Annotated in this window: 21 protein-coding genes and 2 pseudogenes; 19 read left to right on the top strand and 4 right to left on the bottom strand. The window is 59.5% G+C overall.

Features of this window, described 5'->3' with window-relative positions:
• Nucleotides 1-116: 116 nt before the first annotated feature.
• Together ITX55_RS18515 and ITX55_RS18510 are read right to left on the bottom strand one after the other, a co-directional pair.
• Entirely contained in the window at nt 117-350 is a 234-nt protein-coding gene (locus ITX55_RS18515) for a YheU family protein (protein ID WP_004930376.1), read from the bottom strand.
• A complete protein-coding gene (locus ITX55_RS18510; protein WP_033645258.1) occupies nt 347-1,327 on the bottom strand; it encodes a hydrolase in 981 nt (326 codons plus the stop codon). Before ITX55_RS18510 ends, ITX55_RS18515 begins: the two co-directional genes overlap by 4 nt.
• 119 nt (nt 1,328-1,446) lie before the next feature.
• Here ITX55_RS18510 and ITX55_RS18505 point away from each other — a divergent pair, with 119 nt between their 5' ends.
• The 6 genes from ITX55_RS18505 (at nt 1,447) to tauD (ending at nt 6,408) form a co-directional block, all read left to right on the top strand.
• The gene (locus ITX55_RS18505; protein ID WP_033645257.1) at nt 1,447-2,049 is read left to right on the top strand and encodes a LysE family translocator; all 603 of its coding nucleotides are present in this window, start codon (nt 1,447-1,449) and stop codon (nt 2,047-2,049) included.
• A gap of 11 nt (nt 2,050-2,060) precedes the next feature.
• A complete protein-coding gene (locus ITX55_RS18500; protein WP_033645256.1) occupies nt 2,061-2,843 on the top strand; it encodes a PhzF family phenazine biosynthesis protein in 783 nt (260 codons plus the stop codon).
• 114 nt (nt 2,844-2,957) lie between these two features.
• Nucleotides 2,958-3,953 (top strand): taurine ABC transporter substrate-binding protein, encoded by a 996-nt coding sequence (gene tauA, locus ITX55_RS18495; protein WP_004930383.1) that lies wholly within the window; start codon nt 2,958-2,960, stop codon nt 3,951-3,953.
• Nucleotides 3,954-3,962: 9 nt separating this feature from the next.
• Nucleotides 3,963-4,730 carry a taurine ABC transporter ATP-binding subunit gene (gene tauB, locus ITX55_RS18490; protein WP_223085279.1) on the top strand — a complete coding sequence of 256 codons (768 nt, stop codon included), beginning with the start codon at nt 3,963-3,965 and terminating at the stop codon, nt 4,728-4,730.
• Complete coding sequence (gene tauC, locus ITX55_RS18485) at nt 4,727-5,563, top strand: taurine ABC transporter permease TauC (protein ID WP_033645254.1); 837 nt, start codon at nt 4,727-4,729, stop codon at nt 5,561-5,563. Before tauB ends, tauC begins: the two co-directional genes overlap by 4 nt.
• A complete protein-coding gene (gene tauD / locus ITX55_RS18480) occupies nt 5,560-6,408 on the top strand; it encodes a taurine dioxygenase (RefSeq protein WP_147880776.1) in 849 nt (282 codons plus the stop codon). The genes tauC and tauD overlap by 4 nt, the downstream gene beginning before the upstream one ends.
• Nucleotides 6,409-6,414: 6 nt before the next feature.
• Here tauD and ITX55_RS18475 read toward each other — a convergent pair whose 3' ends face one another.
• On the bottom strand, nt 6,415-8,328 hold the full coding sequence (locus ITX55_RS18475; RefSeq protein ID WP_060660182.1) for an ABC transporter ATP-binding protein: 1,914 nt from the start codon (nt 8,326-8,328) through the stop codon (nt 6,415-6,417).
• 129 nt (nt 8,329-8,457) lie between these two features.
• Between ITX55_RS18475 and kefG the strand changes: the two genes are divergently transcribed.
• From kefG to slyD, 4 genes are all read left to right on the top strand, one after another.
• Nucleotides 8,458-9,009, top strand: coding sequence for a glutathione-regulated potassium-efflux system ancillary protein KefG (gene kefG, locus ITX55_RS18470; protein ID WP_028127618.1), 552 nt, complete (start codon nt 8,458-8,460; stop codon nt 9,007-9,009).
• Nucleotides 9,010-9,011: 2 nt separating this feature from the next.
• Nucleotides 9,012-10,820 carry a glutathione-regulated potassium-efflux system protein KefB gene (gene kefB / locus ITX55_RS18465; protein WP_033651722.1) on the top strand — a complete coding sequence of 603 codons (1,809 nt, stop codon included), beginning with the start codon at nt 9,012-9,014 and terminating at the stop codon, nt 10,818-10,820.
• A gap of 14 nt (nt 10,821-10,834) precedes the next feature.
• Entirely contained in the window at nt 10,835-11,038 is a 204-nt protein-coding gene (locus ITX55_RS18460; protein WP_015379274.1) for a YheV family putative zinc ribbon protein, read from the top strand.
• 112 nt (nt 11,039-11,150) lie between these two features.
• A complete protein-coding gene (gene slyD / locus ITX55_RS18455) occupies nt 11,151-11,738 on the top strand; it encodes a peptidylprolyl isomerase (RefSeq protein ID WP_004930407.1) in 588 nt (195 codons plus the stop codon).
• Between the two features lie 63 nt (nt 11,739-11,801).
• Here the strand turns inward: slyD and ITX55_RS18450 are convergent, their stop codons facing one another.
• The gene (locus ITX55_RS18450) at nt 11,802-12,029 is read right to left on the bottom strand and encodes a SlyX family protein (RefSeq protein WP_033645250.1); all 228 of its coding nucleotides are present in this window, start codon (nt 12,027-12,029) and stop codon (nt 11,802-11,804) included.
• A gap of 356 nt (nt 12,030-12,385) precedes the next feature.
• On the opposite strand from ITX55_RS18450, the pseudogene fkpA reads away from it, so the two are divergent.
• From fkpA to ITX55_RS18405, 9 genes and pseudogenes are all read left to right on the top strand, one after another.
• Nucleotides 12,386-13,209, top strand: a pseudogene (gene fkpA, locus ITX55_RS18445) (FKBP-type peptidyl-prolyl cis-trans isomerase).
• A gap of 373 nt (nt 13,210-13,582) precedes the next feature.
• Complete coding sequence (locus ITX55_RS18440; RefSeq protein ID WP_033645248.1) at nt 13,583-14,305, top strand: transcriptional regulator; 723 nt, start codon at nt 13,583-13,585, stop codon at nt 14,303-14,305.
• Nucleotides 14,305-14,694: a sulfurtransferase complex subunit TusD gene (gene tusD, locus ITX55_RS18435; RefSeq protein ID WP_033645247.1), complete on the top strand. Its 390-nt coding sequence runs from the start codon at nt 14,305-14,307 to the stop codon at nt 14,692-14,694. The genes ITX55_RS18440 and tusD overlap by 1 nt, the downstream gene beginning before the upstream one ends.
• A gap of 7 nt (nt 14,695-14,701) precedes the next feature.
• The gene (tusC, locus tag ITX55_RS18430; protein WP_197756222.1) at nt 14,702-15,061 is read left to right on the top strand and encodes a sulfurtransferase complex subunit TusC; all 360 of its coding nucleotides are present in this window, start codon (nt 14,702-14,704) and stop codon (nt 15,059-15,061) included.
• Nucleotides 15,062-15,070: 9 nt separating this feature from the next.
• A complete protein-coding gene (gene tusB / locus ITX55_RS18425; protein ID WP_033645246.1) occupies nt 15,071-15,358 on the top strand; it encodes a sulfurtransferase complex subunit TusB in 288 nt (95 codons plus the stop codon).
• A gap of 143 nt (nt 15,359-15,501) precedes the next feature.
• Nucleotides 15,502-15,875 (top strand): annotated as a pseudogene (rpsL, locus tag ITX55_RS18420) (30S ribosomal protein S12).
• A 96-nt stretch (nt 15,876-15,971) separates the two neighbouring features.
• Entirely contained in the window at nt 15,972-16,442 is a 471-nt protein-coding gene (gene rpsG / locus ITX55_RS18415) for a 30S ribosomal protein S7 (RefSeq protein WP_004956203.1), read from the top strand.
• A gap of 93 nt (nt 16,443-16,535) precedes the next feature.
• Nucleotides 16,536-18,650, top strand: coding sequence for an elongation factor G (gene fusA / locus ITX55_RS18410; RefSeq protein WP_033645245.1), 2,115 nt, complete (start codon nt 16,536-16,538; stop codon nt 18,648-18,650).
• A gap of 70 nt (nt 18,651-18,720) precedes the next feature.
• Nucleotides 18,721-19,044: GTP-binding protein (locus tag ITX55_RS18405; protein WP_032641063.1), on the top strand; the 324-nt coding region annotated here is incomplete at its 3' end.

Genomic DNA, 19,044 nt, shown 5'->3' with positions numbered 1-19,044 from the left:
AGGGGATTATTGTGGCTCTTGTTGACGCTCTCTATGTCAGGAAAAAATGGCGCGCGCTGGTTTGCAATGTCCCATTGTTACCTGATTTTTTCCGTCAGTCATAGAACCGGGCGCCACTAAATTTCTTCCTGCCCGGCGCGGAACTGACCGCGCGGCATGATGTTGACGCTCTCATGCAGTTCCGACCACACCAGCACCACTTCGCCGTTTTTCAGCTGGCGGCGCACGTCCTCCACCTTCTGCTCCAGCGATCGTTCGTGCTCGCCGTAATCGGTGCCTTCACGCAGCACAAAGGATTCGATCAGGCTGTTCAGGGTGTCGGTTGCCAGTTCTTGCCAGGGAATGATCACGTCGGGATGTCCAGATAAGGGGAAAGCCAGGCCGGAATGCGATGCTCCAGCCACATGTGCGGTTTTTTCAGCGTGCCGCCGACAAAGCCGACGTGGCCGCCGAACTCGGTCAGCTGATATTCGATATTGCGCGGCAGGCCGGCGACGTCGGGGATCACCTCATGGGTCATGAAGGGATCGTCCTTCGCATGGATGATCAGCAGCGGCGTTTGGATCGCCGGCAACAGCGGCAGGGCGCTGCAGCGGCGATAATAATCGGTGGCGTCGCTGAAGCCGTGAATGCGCGAGGTGATGGCGTCGTCGAATTCGCGGATGCGCCGCAACCCGTTCAGCTGTGACAGCTTGAGCGGCAGGGTGTCCGGGTAGTGCAACAGCTTGCGGGTGGCGTTTTGTTTCAGCTGCCCCAACAGGTAGCGCTGATAGACGCGGGAGAAACCTTGCTCCATGCGATAGGCGCAGGGCTCCAGCATCAGCGGCGCCGAGACCACCACCGCCGCCTGCAGCAGGCTGTCGGCGCCTTGCTGCGCCAGATAACAGGCCAGCATGTTGCCGCCGAGCGAAACGCCTACCGCCGCGGTTGGCACCTCGCCGTAGCTGTCGCGCAGCCAGCGCAGGAAGAAACGCGCGTCTTCGGTTTCGCCGGAGTGGTAGATGCGCTGTTTGCGGTTGGGCACGCCGCTGCAGCCGCGAAAGTGCATCACCACCCCGAGCCAGCCACGTTCGCGCCAGGCGTTGAGCAGGCCATGCGCGTAGGGGCTGTAGAAGCTGCCCTCCAGACCGTGGAACAGCACCGCGCGCGGTTTGTCGCGCGCCTGCGCCGGATCCTCGCTCCAGGCGAGATCGACGAAATCGCCGTCGGGCAATTCCAGCCGTTGCCAATGCGGTTTCAATAACACGCGGCGGCGCACCAGCCGCGGCAACAGCGTTTGCAGGTGCGGGTTACTGGCCCCGGTCAGGGGGCGAAAGACGTCATGCATAGGCGGAGTAAAAATGTTGTTGGCGACTATTGTGAGATCCCAGGCGCACTGTTAGCTTCAATACCAATAACTGACAATGATACTGCAAAAAAGCGCCTTGGGTGAGGAGCACCCGTGCCATGGAACCGAGTTTATTCCTTTCGATGCTGGGCTTCCTGTGGGTCGCCGCCATCACGCCTGGCCCCAATAACCTGCTGCTGACCACCTCCGGCGCTCATTTCGGCTTTATGCGTTCGCTGTGGCTGATGATCGGCATCATGCTCGGCATGCAAAGCATTTTGCTGCTGGTGGCCTTCGGCGTCGGCAGCCTGATCCTGGTTTACCCGTCGCTGCACCTGATCCTGAAAATCCTCGGCAGTTTGTACCTGCTGTGGCTGGCGTGGAAAGTCGCCACCGCCGCCTATGAAAAGCTGGAAACCGACGTGGCGCCGCCGCAGCCGGTGCGGCTGTATCAGGGCTGGCTGTTGCAGTTCCTCAACCCGAAAGCCTGGCTGATGGCGCTGGGCGCGGTGGCGAGCTTCAGTCTGGCGGGCGATAAGTACAACGGTTCCATTGCGGCGATCGCGCTGGGCATTTTGGCGGTCAACATCGTCGCCGGCGTTATCTGGCTGGCGTTCGGCACGGTGATCGGCCGCCTGCTGCGCAGCAAAAAGGCCTGGATTATCTTCAACGTTTCCATGGGGCTGCTGACTGCAGCCTGTGTATTACTGATTTGGCATTAAGGAGCGGAACGATGGCGGAAAACTATTATCACGTGGTCGCCTTTACCGGTGAGGGGCTGCGCGGCAACCCGGCCGGGGTCTGCCTGCTGACGCAGCCACTGCCGACGGAGCGGCTGCAGGCGATCGCCAACGAGATCGGCCTGCCGGAGACCAGCTTTGTCTGGGATGACGGTGACATGACCGCCATTCGCTGGTTTACCCCGGAGCGTGAGGTCGATCTTTGCGGCCATGGCACGCTGGCGGCGGCGCATGTGATGTTCAGCGCGGTTAACCCGGCGCTGAAGGATATTCGCTTCAGATCGGCCGGCGGCGAGCTGTTCGTCAAGCGCGATGAGCGGGATGGGGAGCGGCTGGTGCTTGATTTCCCCGCCAGGCCGCCGCAGAAAGTCGCCGAACCGGCGGGCCTCGCGGCGCTGCTGGGCGTGCAGCCGCAGGAAGTGTGGCAGGCGAAAGCGCTGCTGGCGGTGGTGGAAAATGAGGCGCAGGTGCGCGCGCTGCGCCCGGACATCCCGGCGCTGATCGCATTGGCCGGCCGCGCGGTGATCGTCACCGCGCCGGGTGACACCGTGGACTTCGTTTCGCGCTATTTCACGCTCGACGGCGGCGAGGATCCGGTGACCGGTTCCGCGCATTGTACGTTGATGCCTTACTGGACGGCGCGTCTCGGCCGCCATCGGCTGCACGCCCGGCAGATTTCGGCGCGCGGCGGCGAGCTGTTCTGCGAACTGCAAGGGGACCGCACGCTGCTCGGCGGCTACGCTCACGTGTTCTTGCGCGGGACGATCGTGCTGTGATTCGCTTTAATATTACCTAAGGTAATAAAGAAGACTTTTTTATTCTTTTATCGCCCGTCATCGCTCAGATAAAACTGTCAGCAACTGAACAGATTTTTATCAACGGAGCGGAACATGGCGGGCAAACTCTTTTCTTTACGCAACGCGGCGCTGCTGGCGCTGTCGCTCAGCGCTGCCAGCGCCTATGCGGTGGACGTCACCGTGGCGTACCAGACGTCGGCGGAGCCGGCCAAGGTGGCGCAGGCGGAAAACAGCTTCGCCAAACAGTCCGGTGCGACCGTCGACTGGCGTAAGTTCGACAGCGGCTCCAGCGTGTTGCGCGCGCTGGCCTCCGGCGACGTGCAGATCGGCAATATCGGCTCCAGCCCGCTGGCGGTGGCCGCCAGCCAAAAACTCCCCATCGAAGTGTTCCTCATCGCCTCGCAGCTCGGCAGTTCCGAAGCGCTGGTGGTGAAGAATGACATCAAAAGCCCGCAGGATCTGATCGGCAAGCGCATCGCGGTGCCGTTTATCTCCACCACCCATTACAGCCTGCTGGCCTCGCTCAAACATTGGGGCATCAAGCCTGAACAGGTGAAGATCCTCAATCTGCAGCCGCCGGCCATCGCCGCCGCCTGGCAGCGCGGCGACATCGACGGCGCCTACGTCTGGGCGCCGGTGGTCAACGAACTGGCCAAACAGGGCAAGGTGTTGACCGACTCCGCGCAGGTGGGCGAATGGGGTTCGCCAACCCTGGATGTGTGGGTGGTGCGCAAAGACTTCGCCGAGAAACATCCCGACGTGGTGACCGCCTTTGCCGCCAGCGCTCTGCAGGCGCAGAAGGCCTACCTGGCAGCGCCGGAACAGTGGCTGAAAGATCCGAGCCATCTCAGCACCTTGGCGCGCTTGAGCGGCGTGCCGGAAGCGCAGGTGCCGGAGCTGGTGAAGGGGAACCGTTATCTGCCGGTGGCGGATCAGGTCGCCCAACTCGGCCAGCCGGTGGACAAGGCAATCCGCGATACCGCCGAGTTCCTCAAGCAGCAGGGCAAGATCCCGCAGGTCGACAGCGATTACAGCGCTTATGTGACCGACCGTTTTGTGAAACAGGTGCAGGCTGCGCCGCAGTCGTAAGGAAGCAGGATGCTAAACGTCAGCCATCTTTCAGCAGAATATCAGGGGCGGCCCGCGCTGCGTGACGTGTCGTTCCAGATCGCCGCCAGGCAACTGGTGGTGGTGCTCGGCCCGTCGGGCTGCGGCAAAACCACGCTGCTGAATTTAATCGCCGGGTTTATCGAGCCTTCAGCTGGCAGCATCACGCTGGATGGAACGTCCGTTCATGGCCCAAGCGCCGAACGGGGCGTGGTGTTCCAGCATGAGGGTTTACTGCCGTGGCGTAACGTGGTGGACAACGTCGAGTTCGGCCTGCAGCTGGCCGGCGTCGGCAAGGCGCAGCGCCGCCAGGTGGCGGAGCAGATGTTGCAGCGCGTCGGTCTGGCCGGTTACGAGCGGCATTTCATCTGGCAGCTTTCCGGCGGCATGCGCCAACGCGTCGGCATCGCCCGCGCCCTGGCCGCCGATCCGCGTCTGCTGTTGCTGGATGAACCGTTCGGCGCGCTGGACGCGTTCACTCGCGAGCAGATGCAAGAGCTGCTGCTGACCATCTGGCGCGATACCGGCAAGCAGGTGCTGCTGATCACTCACGATATTGAAGAGGCGGTGTTCCTCGCCAGCGAGCTGTTGCTGCTGTCGCCGGGGCCGGGGCAGGTGGTGGAGCGGCTGTCGCTGAACTTCGGCCAACGCTATGCCGACGGCGAAGCCTGCCGCTCAATTAAGTCCGATCCTGAATTTATCGCGCAGCGCGAATACGTGCTGGGCAAAGTTTTCCAACAGCGCGAGGCCTTGTTATGAGCCTGCATTCCACGTTAAAGGCCGCGGCGCAGCCGCAGGGCAAAGCGACGCGCCGTTTCAGCGTGCCGCGCAACGTTTGGCTGAGCGGCGCCACGCTGTTGACGGTGTTGATCGTCTGGTGGGGCGTGACGGCGCTGCAGCTGATCAGCCCGCTGTTCCTGCCGGCGCCGCAGCAGGTATTGCATCAGCTGATCACCATCGCCAGCCCGCAAGGCTTTATGGACGCCACGCTGTGGCAGCATCTGGCGGCCAGCCTGGGGCGCATTTTGGTGGCGCTGCTGGCGGCGGTGATCGTCGGCATTCCGGTGGGCATCGCCATGGGGCTGAACGACACGGTGCGCGGCATCCTCGATCCGCTGATTGAGATCTATCGTCCGGTGCCGCCGTTGGCGTATTTACCGCTGATGGTGATTTGGTTCGGCATCGGCGAAACCTCGAAGATCTTGCTGATTTATCTGGCGATTTTCGCGCCGGTGACGCTGTCCGCCGTGGCCGGCGTGCGCAGCGTGGCGCAGGTGCGGGTGCGCGCCGCCCGCGCGCTGGGCGCCACGCGTTGGCAGGTGCTGCGTTTCGTGGTGCTGCCGAGCGCGCTGCCGGAGATCCTGACCGGCATCCGCATCGGGCTGGGCGTCGGCTGGTCGACGCTGGTGGCCGCCGAACTGATCGCCGCCACGCGCGGCCTGGGATTTATGGTGCAATCCGCCGGTGAGTTTCTGGCGACCGACGTGGTGCTGGCCGGCATCGGCGTGATTGCGGTGATTGCATTTGGGTTGGAGCTGGGGCTGCGCGCCCTGCAGCGCCGATTGACCCCGTGGCATGGAGTACAGCAATGAACGAACGTCTGAATATCACCCCGCTGGGGCCTTACATCGGGGCGCTGGTGGAAAACGTCGAGTTGGCCCGGCCGCTGGGCGACGGCCAGTTTGAACAGCTTTATCATGCGCTGCTCAAGCATCAGGTGCTGTTCTTCCGCAACCAGCCGATCACGCCGCTGCAGCAGCGCGATCTGGCCGGCCGCTTCGGCGATCTGCACATCCACCCGGTCTATCCGCACGCCACCGACGTGGAAGAGATCATCGTGCTCGATACCCACGACGACAACCCGCCGGACAACGACAACTGGCACACCGACGTGACCTTTATCGAGAACCCGCCGCTGGGGGCGATCCTGGCGGCCAAGACGCTGCCTGCCACCGGCGGCGATACGCTGTGGGCCAGCGGCATTGCCGCCTATGAGGCGCTGTCGGCGCCGTTCAGAGCGCTGCTCGCGGGGCTGCGCGCGGAACATGACTTCACCAAGTCGTTCCCGGAGCACAAGCATCGCGGCAGTGAAGAAGAGCATCAGCGCTGGCAACTGGCGGTGCAGAAAAACCCGCCGCTGTTGCATCCGGTGGTGCGTACCCATCCGGTCAGCGGCCGGCAGGCGCTGTTCGTCAATGAAGGGTTCACCACGCGGATCGTGGATGTGGCGCCGAAGGAGAGCGACGCTTTACTGAATTTCCTGTTTGCTCACATCACCAAACCGGAGTTTCAGGTGCGCTGGCGTTGGCAGGAGAATGACGTGGCGATCTGGGATAACCGCGTGACGCAGCACTACGCCAACGCGGATTATCTGCCGCAGCGGCGCATCATGCACCGCGCGACCATTCTGGGGGACAAGCCCTTTTACAAGGCGTAACAACGGTTAGGCGTCGAACGCCTGCGTTAACTGCTCCAGCTGTTCCTGCGCATCCAGCCAGGTCATTTCCGTCTCTTCGAGCGCGGATTTGGCCTGGCTTTGCTTTTGCAGGCAGTCGGTCAGTTCGGCCTTGCGGCTGATGTCGTACAGTGCGGAATCCGCCAACTGCTCTTCCACCGCCGCCAGTTCGGCGCCCAGTTTTTCCATCTGCTGTTCCAGCTTGGCGATCTGCTTGCGCAGCGGTTGGGTTTGCGTACGGAACTCCGCCTCGCGGCGTTTTTGATCCTTGCGCGCCTGCGCGCTGTTGCTGCCGCTCTCTTTTTCCGGCGCGTCCTGTTGGCTTTCCTGGCGCTGCAGATCGATCAGCCACTGCTGATAATCGTCGAGATCGCCTTCGAAAGGCTCGACCTGGCCATCGTGCACCAGGTACAGATCGTCGGTGGTGGAGCGCAGCAGGTGACGGTCGTGCGAGACCACCACCAATGCGCCTTCGAAATCGATCAGCGCCTCGGTCAGCGCCTGGCGCATGTCGAGATCCAGGTGGTTGGTCGGTTCATCGAGCAGCAGCAGGTTCGGGCGCTGCCAGACGATCAGCGCCAGCACCAGCCGCGCCTTCTCGCCGCCGGAGAAGCGTTCGGTGATTTCACTGACCTTGTCGCCCTGGAAGCCGAAACCGCCCAAATAATCGCGCAGCTGCTGCTCCAACACCCGTGGCGCGATGCGGCTCAGGTGCTGCAGCGGCGACTCGTCGGCGCGCAGGAATTCCAGCTGGTGCTGAGCGAAGTAACCCAGCTTGATGCCTTTCGCCAGGCCGATCTCGCCGCTCAGCGGCTCCAGGGTGCCGGCCAGCAGTTTGATCAGCGTCGATTTACCGGCGCCGTTGCGGCCGAGCAGGCCAATGCGTGAGCCGGGCACCAGGTTCAGTTTGATGGACTTCAGGATCACCTTGTCGCCGTACCCGGCGCTGACTTTTTCCATGCGCAGCAGCGGGTTCGGCAGGCTTTCCGGCGGCCGGAAGCTGAAGGTGAACGGGTTGTCGACGTGCGCCGGGGCGATCAGCTCCATGCGTTCCAGCATCTTGATGCGGCTCTGCGCCTGCTTGGCCTTGGTCGCCTGCGCGCGGAAGCGGTCGATATAGCTTTGCAGGTGCGCCACTTTTTCTTGCTGGTGCTGATACAGCGACTGCTGCTGCGCCAGTTTGGTGGCGCGTTGGCGTTCGAACGACGAGTAGTTGCCGGTGTACTCGTTCATCGTCTGCTGTTCGATATGCAGGATCTTGTCGACGATCGGATCGAGGAAGTCGCGGTCGTGCGAGATAAGCACCAGCGTGCCGGGATAGCTTTTCAGCCAGCGCTCCAGCCAGATCACCGCATCGAGATCCAGGTGGTTGGTCGGTTCGTCGAGCAGCAGCAGATCGGAACGGCACACCAACGCCTGCGCCAGGTTAAGACGCATGCGCCAGCCGCCGGAAAAGTCGCGCACCGGGCTTTGCAGTTGTTCGTTGGAGAAGCCGAGACCGTGCAGCAGGCTGGCGGCGCGGGAACGAATGGTCCAGGCGTCGATGGCGTCCAGCTTGCCGTGCAGGGTGGCGATGGCGTGGCCGTCGTTGCGGTCGTTGGCGGCCTGCAGTTCGGCTTCGAGCTGGCGAAACTCGCGGTCGCCGTCGATAACATACTCGATCGCCGGCACGTCCAGCGCCGGCGTCTCCTGGTTGACCCAGGCCAGCGCCCAGTTGCCGGGGAAGGTGAAGCTGCCGCCGTCCGCCGCGATCTCGCCCTTCAGCAGCGACAACAGCGTGGATTTGCCGCAGCCGTTTTTGCCGACCAGGCCGACCTTCTGACCTGGATTAACCGTCGCCGTGGCGTTGTCCAGCAGGACGCGGATGCCGCGTCGGATTTGTAGCGAGGAGAATACAATCATAAAGCGCCGTATGTTCAGAGTATGTTAAATTATCATTAAGGTAACAGAACGCGCACCGCGCGCTGTTTTTGTCTTTGCGATGCATGGTAACGGAAAACCGCTACCCTGACGACGCTTTGGAGGGGAATGATGTCGCAGCCGCCCAAGGTCTTGCTGCTGTATGCCCATCCGGAATCCCATGACTCGGTGGCGAACCGGGTTTTGCTTCGACCGGCGCAGCAATTGGAACATGTCACCGTGCACGATCTCTACGCGCACTACCCTGATTTTTTTATCGATATTCATCACGAACAACAGCTGCTGCGTGAGCATCAGGTCATCGTGTTTCAGCACCCGCTGTATACCTACAGCTGCCCGGCGCTGCTGAAGGAATGGCTGGATCGCGTGCTGGCGCGCGGCTTCGCCAGCGGCGTGGGCGGCAATGCGCTGGCGGGCAAATACTGGCGTTCGGTGATCACCACCGGCGAGCCGGAAGGCGCCTACCGCACCGGCGGTTATAACCATTATCCGATGGAAGATATCCTGCGGCCGTTCGAGTTGACCGCCGGGATGTGCCATATGCACTGGTTGACGCCGTTCGTGGTCTATTGGGCGCGGCGGCAAAAGCCGGAGGTGCTGCGCAGCCACGCAGACGCCTACGGGGAGTGGCTGAGCCACCCGCTGCCGCACGGGGGGCGGTGATCATGGAAGGATCGACCTTACTGACCGCCATTTTACTGTTCCTGTTTGCCGCGGTGGTGACGGTGCCGATCGCCCGTCGCCTGGGGATCGGCGCGGTGCTGGGTTATCTGATCGCCGGCATCGCCATCGGCCCGTGGGGATTGGGTTTTATTCGCGACGTTGACGAGATCCTGCACTTCTCCGAGCTGGGCGTGGTGTTCCTGATGTTCATCATCGGCCTGGAGCTGAACCCCAGCAAGCTGTGGGAGCTGCGGCGCTCGATTTTCGGCGCCGGCGCCGGCCAGGTGCTGATCACCGCGGCGGTGCTGGGCGCATTGCTGTACCTGACGCACTTCGCCTGGCAGGCGGCGGTGATCGGCGGCGTTGGCCTGGCGATGTCTTCCACCGCCATGGCGCTGCAGCTGATGCGCGAAAAGGGCATGAACCGCAACGAAGGCGGGCAGCTGGGTTTCTCGGTGCTGCTGTTCCAGGATATGGCGGTGATCCCGGCGCTGGCGTTGATCCCCATTCTGGCCGGCGCCGGCGGCACCAGCGACGACTGGGCGAAGATCGCGCTCAAGGTGGCGGCGTTCGGCGGCATGCTGATCGGCGGCCGCTTCCTGCTGCGGCCGCTGTTCCGCTATATCGCCGCTTCCGGCGTGCGCGAGATCTTTACCGCCGCGGCGCTGCTGCTGGTGCTCGGCTCGGCGCTGTTTATGGAGACGCTCGGCCTGTCGATGGCGCTCGGCACCTTCATCGCCGGCGTGCTGCTGGCGGAGAGCGAATACCGCCACGAACTGGAGATCTCCATCGAGCCGTTTAAAGGGCTGCTGCTGGGGCTGTTCTTTATCTCGGTGGGCATGGTGTTGAATATCGGCGTGCTCTACACCCATCTGGCCGAGGTGTTGATCGGCGTGTTGGCGTTGGTGGCGGTGAAATCCGGCGTGCTCTACGGCGTATCGCGCCTGTTCGGCCTGCGCAGTTCGGTACGCCTGCAGTTCGCCGGCGTGCTCAGCCAGGGCGGTGAGTTCGCCTTCGTGCTGTTTTCGGCGGCGGGCGCCCAAAAGGTGCTGCAGCCAGATCAACTCTCTTTGCTGCTGGTGGTGGTGACGCTGTCGATGATGACCACGCCGCTGTTGATGCAGGCCATCGATCGCATTTTGGCGCGCCGCTATAACGCCAAAGACGAAGACGAGGAGACGCCGTACGTGGAAGATGACGATCCGCAGGTGATCATCGTCGGCTTCGGGCGTTTTGGCCAGGTGATCGGCCGCCTGCTGATGGCCAACAAAATGCGCATTACCGTACTGGAACGCGACGTCAGCGCCGTCGGCGTGCTGCGTCGCTACGGTTACAAGGTCTATTACGGCGACGCCACCGAGTTGGAGCTGCTGCGCGCGGCAGGCGCAGAGAAGGCCAAGTCGATCGTGATCACCAGCAATGAGCCGGAAGACACCATGGCGATCGTGCGGCTGTGCCAGCAGCACTTCCCGAACCTGAGCATCCTGGCGCGCGCGCGCGGCCGCGTGGAGGCGCATGAGCTGCTGCAGGCGGGCGTAAAACAGTTCAGCCGCGAGACCTTCTCCAGCGCGCTGGAACTGGGGCGCAAGGCGCTGATGGAATTGGGCATGCACCCGCATCAGGCCTTTCGCGCCCAGCAGCATTTCCGTCGTCTGGATATGCGCATGCTGCGTGAGCTGATGCCGCCGCATCAGGGCGACGTGGCGCAAATTTCTCGCGTGAAAGAGGCGCGGCGCGAGCTGGAAGAGCTCTTCCATCGCGAAATGCAAAAAGAAAGTCGCCAGTTTGACGGCTGGGATGAATACGAATAAGCGGGAGCATAACGATGTCTGCAACACGTAAGAGATTTATCGCCGGAGCGGTGTGCCCGAGCTGTAGCGCCATGGATACGCTGGCGGTATGGCGGGAGGATCAGGTGGAAGTGGTGGAGTGCGTCAAGTGCGGCCATCACCAGCGCCAGACCGAACAACAGGTGGAAAAACACGTTCGACCGCAAGAGCAGGTGATCGGCATTTTTCAGCCGAAGTAGCGTTTTTTTATCCCGAAGGGTACAGCGAGGCAGATTTCCGTTACAATCTGTCCGGAAAAGGCGCGCATCCCGATAACGGTGCGCGTCCTAGTAGCCAACGGTAGGAGATATCATGAAAGTAGCAAAAGACTTGGTGGTCAGCCTGGCTTACCAAGTACGTACAGAAGACGGTGTTTTGGTTGATGAGTCTCCGGTGAGCGCACCGCTGGACTATCTGCACGGGCATGGTTCTCTGATCGCAGGTCTGGAAAAAGCGCTCGAAGGCCACGACGTTGGCGATCGTTTTGACGTTCACGTCGGCGCGAACGACGCGTACGGCAACTACGACGAAAACCTGGTGCAGCGCGTACCGAAAGACGTCTTCATGGGCGTTGACGAACTGCAGGTCGGCATGCGTTTCCTGGCTGACACCGATCAGGGCCCGGTACCGGTTGAAATCACTGAAGTTGACGGCGACCACGTTGTGGTTGACGGCAACCACATGCTGGCCGGCCAAAACCTGAACTTCAACGTGGAAGTTGTCGCGATCCGCGAAGCGACCGCAGAAGAACTGGCGCACGGTCACGTACACGGCGAGCACGATCATCACCACGAGCACGGTGAAGGCTGCTGCGGCGGTCACGGCCATAGCCACGATCACGACCATGGTCACGACCACGGTAAAGGCGGTTGCGGCAACGGCGGTTGCGGCTGCCACTAAGCAGAACGCAATCCCGAGACGAGAGGGCAGCCATTGGCTGCCCTTTTTTATGCGCGGCGCCCCTCAATAGTGCGGCGGAGGGGTTTCTTCCGATTGCGAGGCGATCATCGAGGTTTGGGTCGAGCGCAGTTTGTCGGTCAACATGCGCAGGTGCTCGCGCATCTTCAGCATTTCCATCTGATGCTGGGTGACGGTCTGGTTGAGCTCTTCGATAGTGAGCTCTTGAAAAGCCTGGCGGCTTTCCAGTTCTTCAAGCCGCTGTAGCAGGCTTTGAATGTCGGCGTTGTGCATGAGGCTACCTCTGACGCGATAAAATCCTGATTCGGCGCTATGGTAACAGCTGGCGTCGGGTTTGCCCGCGCTATTTCTTTGGGCGGCGCGCAACGTTGCGATCGGCAGTGTAAAGTGCTGAAAAGCTGCACGCCTGATTCGCCGTTTTTTGCTAACCTCGCCGAATATTCTGCAAGAAAAATCTGATTTATCATGTGAGTAGCACGCAGCGGGAAACTTCTTGGCAAAGCGGGAGTCACACTTTGACTCGATTGGTTACCTGTGCGACTGTTTTGTTTTGTTTCAGGCAGCTATAGTAGCCCGGTTATCTTACCTAATGATTGTTTGGGGCATTGCTTCAGACACTGGAGAAATGGATGAAATCTTTGTTTAAAGTCACGCTTCTGGCAACCACCATGGCTTTTGCTCTGAATGCGACCCAGGTCATGGCAGCCGATGCCGCTAAACCGGCGGCAGACGCGGCAGCAGCGCCAAGCACCGGCAAGTTCAAAAACGACGATGAGCAAGCGGCTTACGCACTGGGCGCCTCTCTTGGCCGTTACATGGACAACTCTCTGAAAGAGCAAGAGAAGCTGGGCATCAAGCTGGACAAAGATCAGCTGATCGCCGGCGTTCAGGACGCTTTCGCTAACAAGAGCAAGCTGAACGACGCCGACATCGAAAAGACCTGCAGGGCTTTGAAGCGCGCGTGAAGGCTTCCGCACAGGCGAAAATGGAGCAGGACGCCAAGGACAACGAAACCAAAGGCGCCAAGTATCGCGACAGCTTCGCTAAAGAAAAAGGCGTGAAGAAAACCGAATCCGGCCTGCTGTATCAGGTAGAGAAACCGGGCGCGGGTGAAGCGCCGAAAGACAGCGACACCGTGGTAGTGAACTACAAAGGCACCCTGACCGACGGTACCGAGTTCGATAACTCCTACACCCGCGGTGAGCCGCTGTCATTCCGTCTGGACGGTGTGATCCCTGGCTGGACCGAAGGCCTGAAGCACATCAAGAAAGGCGGCAAAATCAAGCTGGTGATCCCACCGGCGCTGGCCTACGGTAAAACCGGCGTTCCGGGCATCCCGGCTAACTCCACGCTGGTCTTTGACGTCGAGCTGCTGGATGTGAAAGCGGCGCCGAAAGCTGACGCTAAAGCCGAAAAACCGGCCGACGCCAAAGCCGACGCCAAAGCGAAATAATCTCGTCGCTCTGTTTGCCACCGCCGCGGATGCCCTCCGCGGCGGTTTTCATTTCGGCAGCCGCTACCGCTCTCTCCATTGAACGCTTGACGCCTGCCGGGCATCGGGCTTAACGTCAATACCACGCGCAAACGCAAGGACTTTGCTCCGGCCGCTTTGCTAGACTAATAATTCTGACTTATCAGTCATGCGTCTGCCCCTTAGGGCGTGTACCTAAAATTGTTCCCGGCCGCCTCGCCCGCGGATGTCATCGCGCCGTTTTATGCCGCTCTCAGCCAGCCGCGCTGCAGCGCGCCGACGACGGCAGCGATCCGGCCCGAGCGGTTTTAGCTGCGCCCCCTGGCACAGGCGATCTATGAGGGTGGTATCTTCGATGTCGAATTCGCTTTTATCCAGCGAAGCCAGCGAACTTGATTTGCTGAATGAACGTCCGTTTACTCAAACGGATCATGAAATCCTGAAATCCTATGAAGCGGTGGTCGACGGGCTGGCGATGTTGATCGGCGGCCACTGCGAAATCGTATTGCACGCGCTGGAAGACCTGAACAGCTCGGCGGTGCGCATCGCCAACGGGGAACACACCGGGCGCAAAATCGGCTCGCCGATCACCGACCTGGCGCTGCGCATGCTGCACGACATGGCCGGCGACGACAGCAGCGTGTCGAAAGCCTACTTTACCCGCGCCAAGAGCGGCGTATTGATGAAATCGGTGACTATCGCCATTCGCAATCGCGAGCAGCGGGTGATTGGTTTGTTGTGCATCAACATGAACCTCGACGTGCCGTTCTCGCAGATCATGCAAACCTTTATGCCACCGACAGCGCAGGACGTGCCGTCGTCGGTGAACTTCGCCTCTTCCGTCGACGATCTGGTGGCGCAGACGCTGGAGTTCACCATCGAAGAGGTGAACGCCGACCGCTCGGTGTCCAATAACGCCAAGAACCGACAGGTGGTGCTCAATCTCTATGAGAAAGGCATCTTCGACATCAAGGATGCGATCAATCAGGTGGCGGATCGTCTGAATATCTCCAAACACACCGTCTATCTGTACATTCGCCAGTTTAAAAGCGGCGACCTGGTAGGAAGTGACCGTTGATGCTCGACTATTGTCTGTTGGTTACCGGCCCGGCTTATGGCACGCAGCAGGCCAGCAGCGCCTATCAATTCGCTCAGGCTTTGCTGGCGAAAGGGCACCGTCTTTCCAGCGTCTTTTTCTACCGTGAAGGGGTGTTGAACGCCAACCGGTTAACCGCGCCCGCCAGCGACGAATTCGATCTGGTGCGCGGCTGGACGCAGCTCGCGCAGCAACACGGCGTAGCGCTCAACGTCTGCGTGGCCGCCGCGCTGCGTCGGGGCGTCACCGACGAACAGGAGGCGCAGCAGCAGGGGCTGGCCGGTGCCAACCTGCAGCCCGGTTTTACCCTGAGCGGGCTGGGTTCCCTGGCCGAAGCGTCGCTGAGTTGCGACCGTCTGGTGCAGTTCTGAGGAAATGATGAAACGAGTCGCTTTTGTTTTCACCCACGGGCCGCATGGCGGCGCCGGCGGCAGGGAAGGGCTGGATGCGCTGCTCGCCACGTCGGCGCTCGGTGAAGATTTGGGGGTGTTTTTTATCGGTGATGGCGTGTTGCAGCTGTTGCCGGGCCAGCAACCGGAAAAGATTTTGGCGCGCAATTATATCGCCACTTTCGGCGTACTGCCGCTGTATGACGTGGAGCGGTGTTATCTGTGCCAGGCTTCGCTGCAGGAACGCGGGCTGAGTCAGGTGACCGATTGGGTGCTGGATGCCGAGGTGCTGGCGCCGGACGAACTGCGCCGTGAATTGGCCGGCTACGACGCCGTAATGACGTTTTAGGAACTTCTGATGTTGTATACCCTGAGCCATTCGCCAAACCAATGTGACCTGCCCGCGCTGTTGCGCCTGACCGCGGAGGGCGACGCGCTGCTGCTGCTGCAGGATGGCGTGCTCGCAGGCCTTGTTGGCAGCGCCCATCTTGAATCGCTGCTCGCCGCCCCCATATCCCTTTATGCGCTGCAGGACGACCTGGAAGCCAGGGGGTTGATTGGTCATTTTTCGCACAAAATCACTGTCGTCGGCTATAATCACTTCGTTGAATTAACCGAACAACACCGCAGCCAAATGGCCTGGTGATGACGGTGATGTTGTATATTTCTTGACACCCATACTGGTCAGCCCTAAAATTCTGCGTCCTCGTACTTTGCCAGTAGTGCATACGAGGGGATTTATCACATGTTTACGAAGCTAGTACGAAGCAAAAACCAGGAGCTTTTTTAATGGCAACAATTAACCAGCTGGTTCGCAAACCACGCTCTGTGAAGGCTGCTAAAAGCAACGTTCAGCGCTGGAAGCCTGCCCGCAGAAACGTGGCGTATGCACCCGCGTATATACCACTACCCCGAAAAAACCAAACTCCGCACTGCGTAAAGTTTGCCGTGTGCGTTTGACCAACGGTTTCGAAGTGACTTCCTACATCGGTGGCGAAGGCCACAACCTGCAGGAACACTCCGTAATCCTGATCCGTGGCGGTCGTGTAAAAGACCTGCCAGGTGTGCGTTACCACACCGTCCGTGGTGCACTTGACTGCTCCGGTGTTAAAGACCGTAAGCAAGCTCGTTCCAAGTACGGCGTGAAGAAGCCAAAGGCTTAATGGTTCTCCGTTAAGTAAGGCCAAACGTTTTAACTTTAATGTCAAAATAAACTCGTAGAGTTTTGGACAATCCTGAATTAACAACGGAGTATTTCCATGCCACGTCGTCGCGTAATCGGCCAACGTAAAATCCTGCCAGATCCTAAGTTCGGATCTGAGCTGCTGGCCAAATTTGTAAATATCCTGATGGTAGACGGTAAAAAATCTACTGCAGAAGCAATCGTCTATACCGCGCTGGAGACCCTGGCTCAGCGTTCTGGTAAAGATCACCTGGAAGCTTTCGAAGTCGCTCTCGACAACGTTCGCCCGACTGTAGAAGTTAAGTCGCGTCGCGTTGGCGGTTCTACTTATCAGGTACCAGTTGAAGTCCGCCCGGTTCGTCGTAATGCTCTGGCAATGCGTTGGATCGTTGATGCTGCACGTAAACGCGGTGATAAATCCATGGCTCTGCGCCTGGCGAACGAGCTGTCTGACGCAGCAGAGAACAAAGGTTCTGCTGTTAAGAAGCGTGAAGACGTTCACCGTATGGCCGAAGCCAACAAGGCGTTCGCCCACTACCGCTGGTAATCATCTGGCTGTAGTCATGCTAACCAAGCGGGCGCGTCAAATCGGCCCGCTTGGGTTAACTGAACTTGAACGCCCTAGGAATAGAGGAATCAAATGGCTCGTACAACACCCATTGCACGCTACCGTAACATCGGTATCAGTGCTCACATCGACGCCGGTAAAACCACCACTACCGAACGTATTCTGTTCTACACCGGTGTAAACCACAAAATCGGTGAAGTTCATGACGGCGCTGCCACCATGGACTGGATGGAACAGGAGCAGGAGCGTGGTATTACCATCACTTCTGCAGCGACGACTGCCTTCTGGTCTGGTATGGCCAAGCAGTTCGAACCGCATCGCGTAAACATCATCGACACCCCAGGGCACGTTGACTTCACCATCGAAGTAGAACGTTCCATGCGTGTGCTGGATGGCGCGGTAATGGTTTACTGTGCTGTTGGTGGTGTTCAGCCACAGTCTGAAACCGTATGGCGTCAGGCTAACAAATACAAAGTGCCACGTATCGCGTTCGTTAACAAAATGGACCGTATGGGCGCTAACTTCCTGAAAGTTGTTGGCCAGATCAAAACTCGTCTGGGCGCTAACCCTGTTCCTCTGCAGCTGGCTATCGGCGCAGAAGACAAATTCACCGGCGTTATCGACCTGGTGAAGATGAAGGCGATCAACTGGAACGAAGAAGACGCAGGCGTTACCTTCGAATACGAAGACGTCCCGGCTGACATGATGGAACTGGCTGAAGAATGGCGCCAGAACCTGATCGAATCCGCTGCGGAAGCTTCCGAAGAGCTGATGGAAAAATACCTGGGCGGCGAAGAGCTGACCGAGGCAGAAATCAAATCCGCTCTGCGTCAGCGCGTGCTGAACAACGAAATCATCCTGGTTACCTGTGGTTCTGCGTTCAAGAACAAGGGCGTACAGGCGATGCTGGATGCGGTAATCGAATACCTGCCGGCGCCAACTGACGTTCCTGCGATCAACGGTATCCTGGACGACGGTAAAGACACCCCGGCTGAGCGTCACGCAAGTGATGATGAGCCGTTCTCTGCTCTGGCGTTCAAAATCGCTACCGACCCGTTCGTAGGTAACCTGACCTTCTTCCGCGTGTACTCCGGCGTTGTTAACTCCGGCGACACCGTGCTGAACTCCGTTAAGGCTGCGCGCGAGCGTTTCGGCCGTATCGTTCAGATGCACGCCAACAAGCGTGAAGAGATCAAAGAAGTTCGCGCAGGCGACATCGCCGCTGCGATCGGTCTGAAAGACGTGACCACCGGGGACACCCTGTGTGATCCAGACTCTCCAATCATCCTGGAGCGTATGGAATTCCCTGAGCCGGTAATCTCTATCGCCGTTGAACCAAAAACCAAAGCTGACCAAGAGAAAATGGGTCTGGCTCTGGGCCGTCTGGCTAAAGAAGACCCGTCATTCCGCGTATGGACTGACGAAGAGTCTAACCAGACCATCATCGCCGGTATGGGTGAACTGCACCTCGACATCATCGTTGACCGCATGAAGCGTGAATTCAACGTTGAAGCTAACGTGGGCAAACCTCAGGTAGCTTACCGCGAAGCGATTCGCGCGAAGATTACCGATGTTGAAGGTAAGCACGCCAAGCAGTCTGGTGGTCGCGGTCAGTACGGTCACGTTGTGATCGACATGTACCCACTGGAGCCGGGCTCTAACCCGAAAGGTTACGAGTTCATCAACGACATCAAAGGCGGCGTAATTCCTGGCGAATACATCCCTGCCGTTGATAAAGGCATCCAGGAGCAGCTGAAGTCTGGTCCGTTGGCTGGTTACCCGGTAGTAGATATGGGTATTCGTCTGCACTTCGGTTCTTACCACGACGTTGACTCCTCTGAACTGGCGTTTAAACTGGCCGCATCTATCGCCTTTAAAGAAGGCTTTAAGAAAGCGAAACCAGTTCTGCTTGAGCCTATCATGAAGGTTGAAGTTGAGACTCCAGAAGAGAACACCGGTGACGTTATCGGTGACTTGAGCCGTCGTCGCGGCATGCTGCGCGGTCAGGAATCTGAAGTGACTGGCGTTAAGATCCACGCTGAAGTACCGTTGTCCGAAATGTTCGGCTACGCAACTCAGCTGCGTTCTCTGACTAAAGGTCGTGCATCATACACCATGGAATTCCTGAAGTATGATGATGCACCGAACAACGTCGCTCAGGCCGTAATCGAAGCCCGTGGCAAATAAGCCGCAGGGTTAAAACCAAAGTCCCGTGCTCTCTCCAGAAGGGGAGAGCGCTATAGTAAGGAATATAGCCGTGTCTAAAGAAAAATTTGAACGTACAAAACCGCACGTTAACGTTGGTACTATCGGCCACGTTGACCACGGTAAAACTACCCTGACTGCAGCGATCACCACCGTTCTGGCTAAAACCTACGGCGGTTCTGCACGTGCTTTCGACCAGATCGATAACGCGCCAGAAGAAAAAGCTCGTGGTATCACCATCAACACCTCTCACGTTGAGTATGACACCCCGACTCGTCACTACGCGCACGTTGACTGCCCAGGGCACGCCGACTACGTGAAAAACATGATCACCGGTGCTGCTCAGATGGACGGCGCGATCCTGGTAGTTGCTGCG

Source organism: Serratia sp. EWG9, assembly GCF_019913725.1.
Taxonomy (GTDB): domain Bacteria; phylum Pseudomonadota; class Gammaproteobacteria; order Enterobacterales; family Enterobacteriaceae; genus Serratia; species Serratia ureilytica.
The sequence above is the reverse complement of the archived record's forward strand: the minus strand, read 5'-3'. Positions and strand labels throughout refer to the sequence as shown.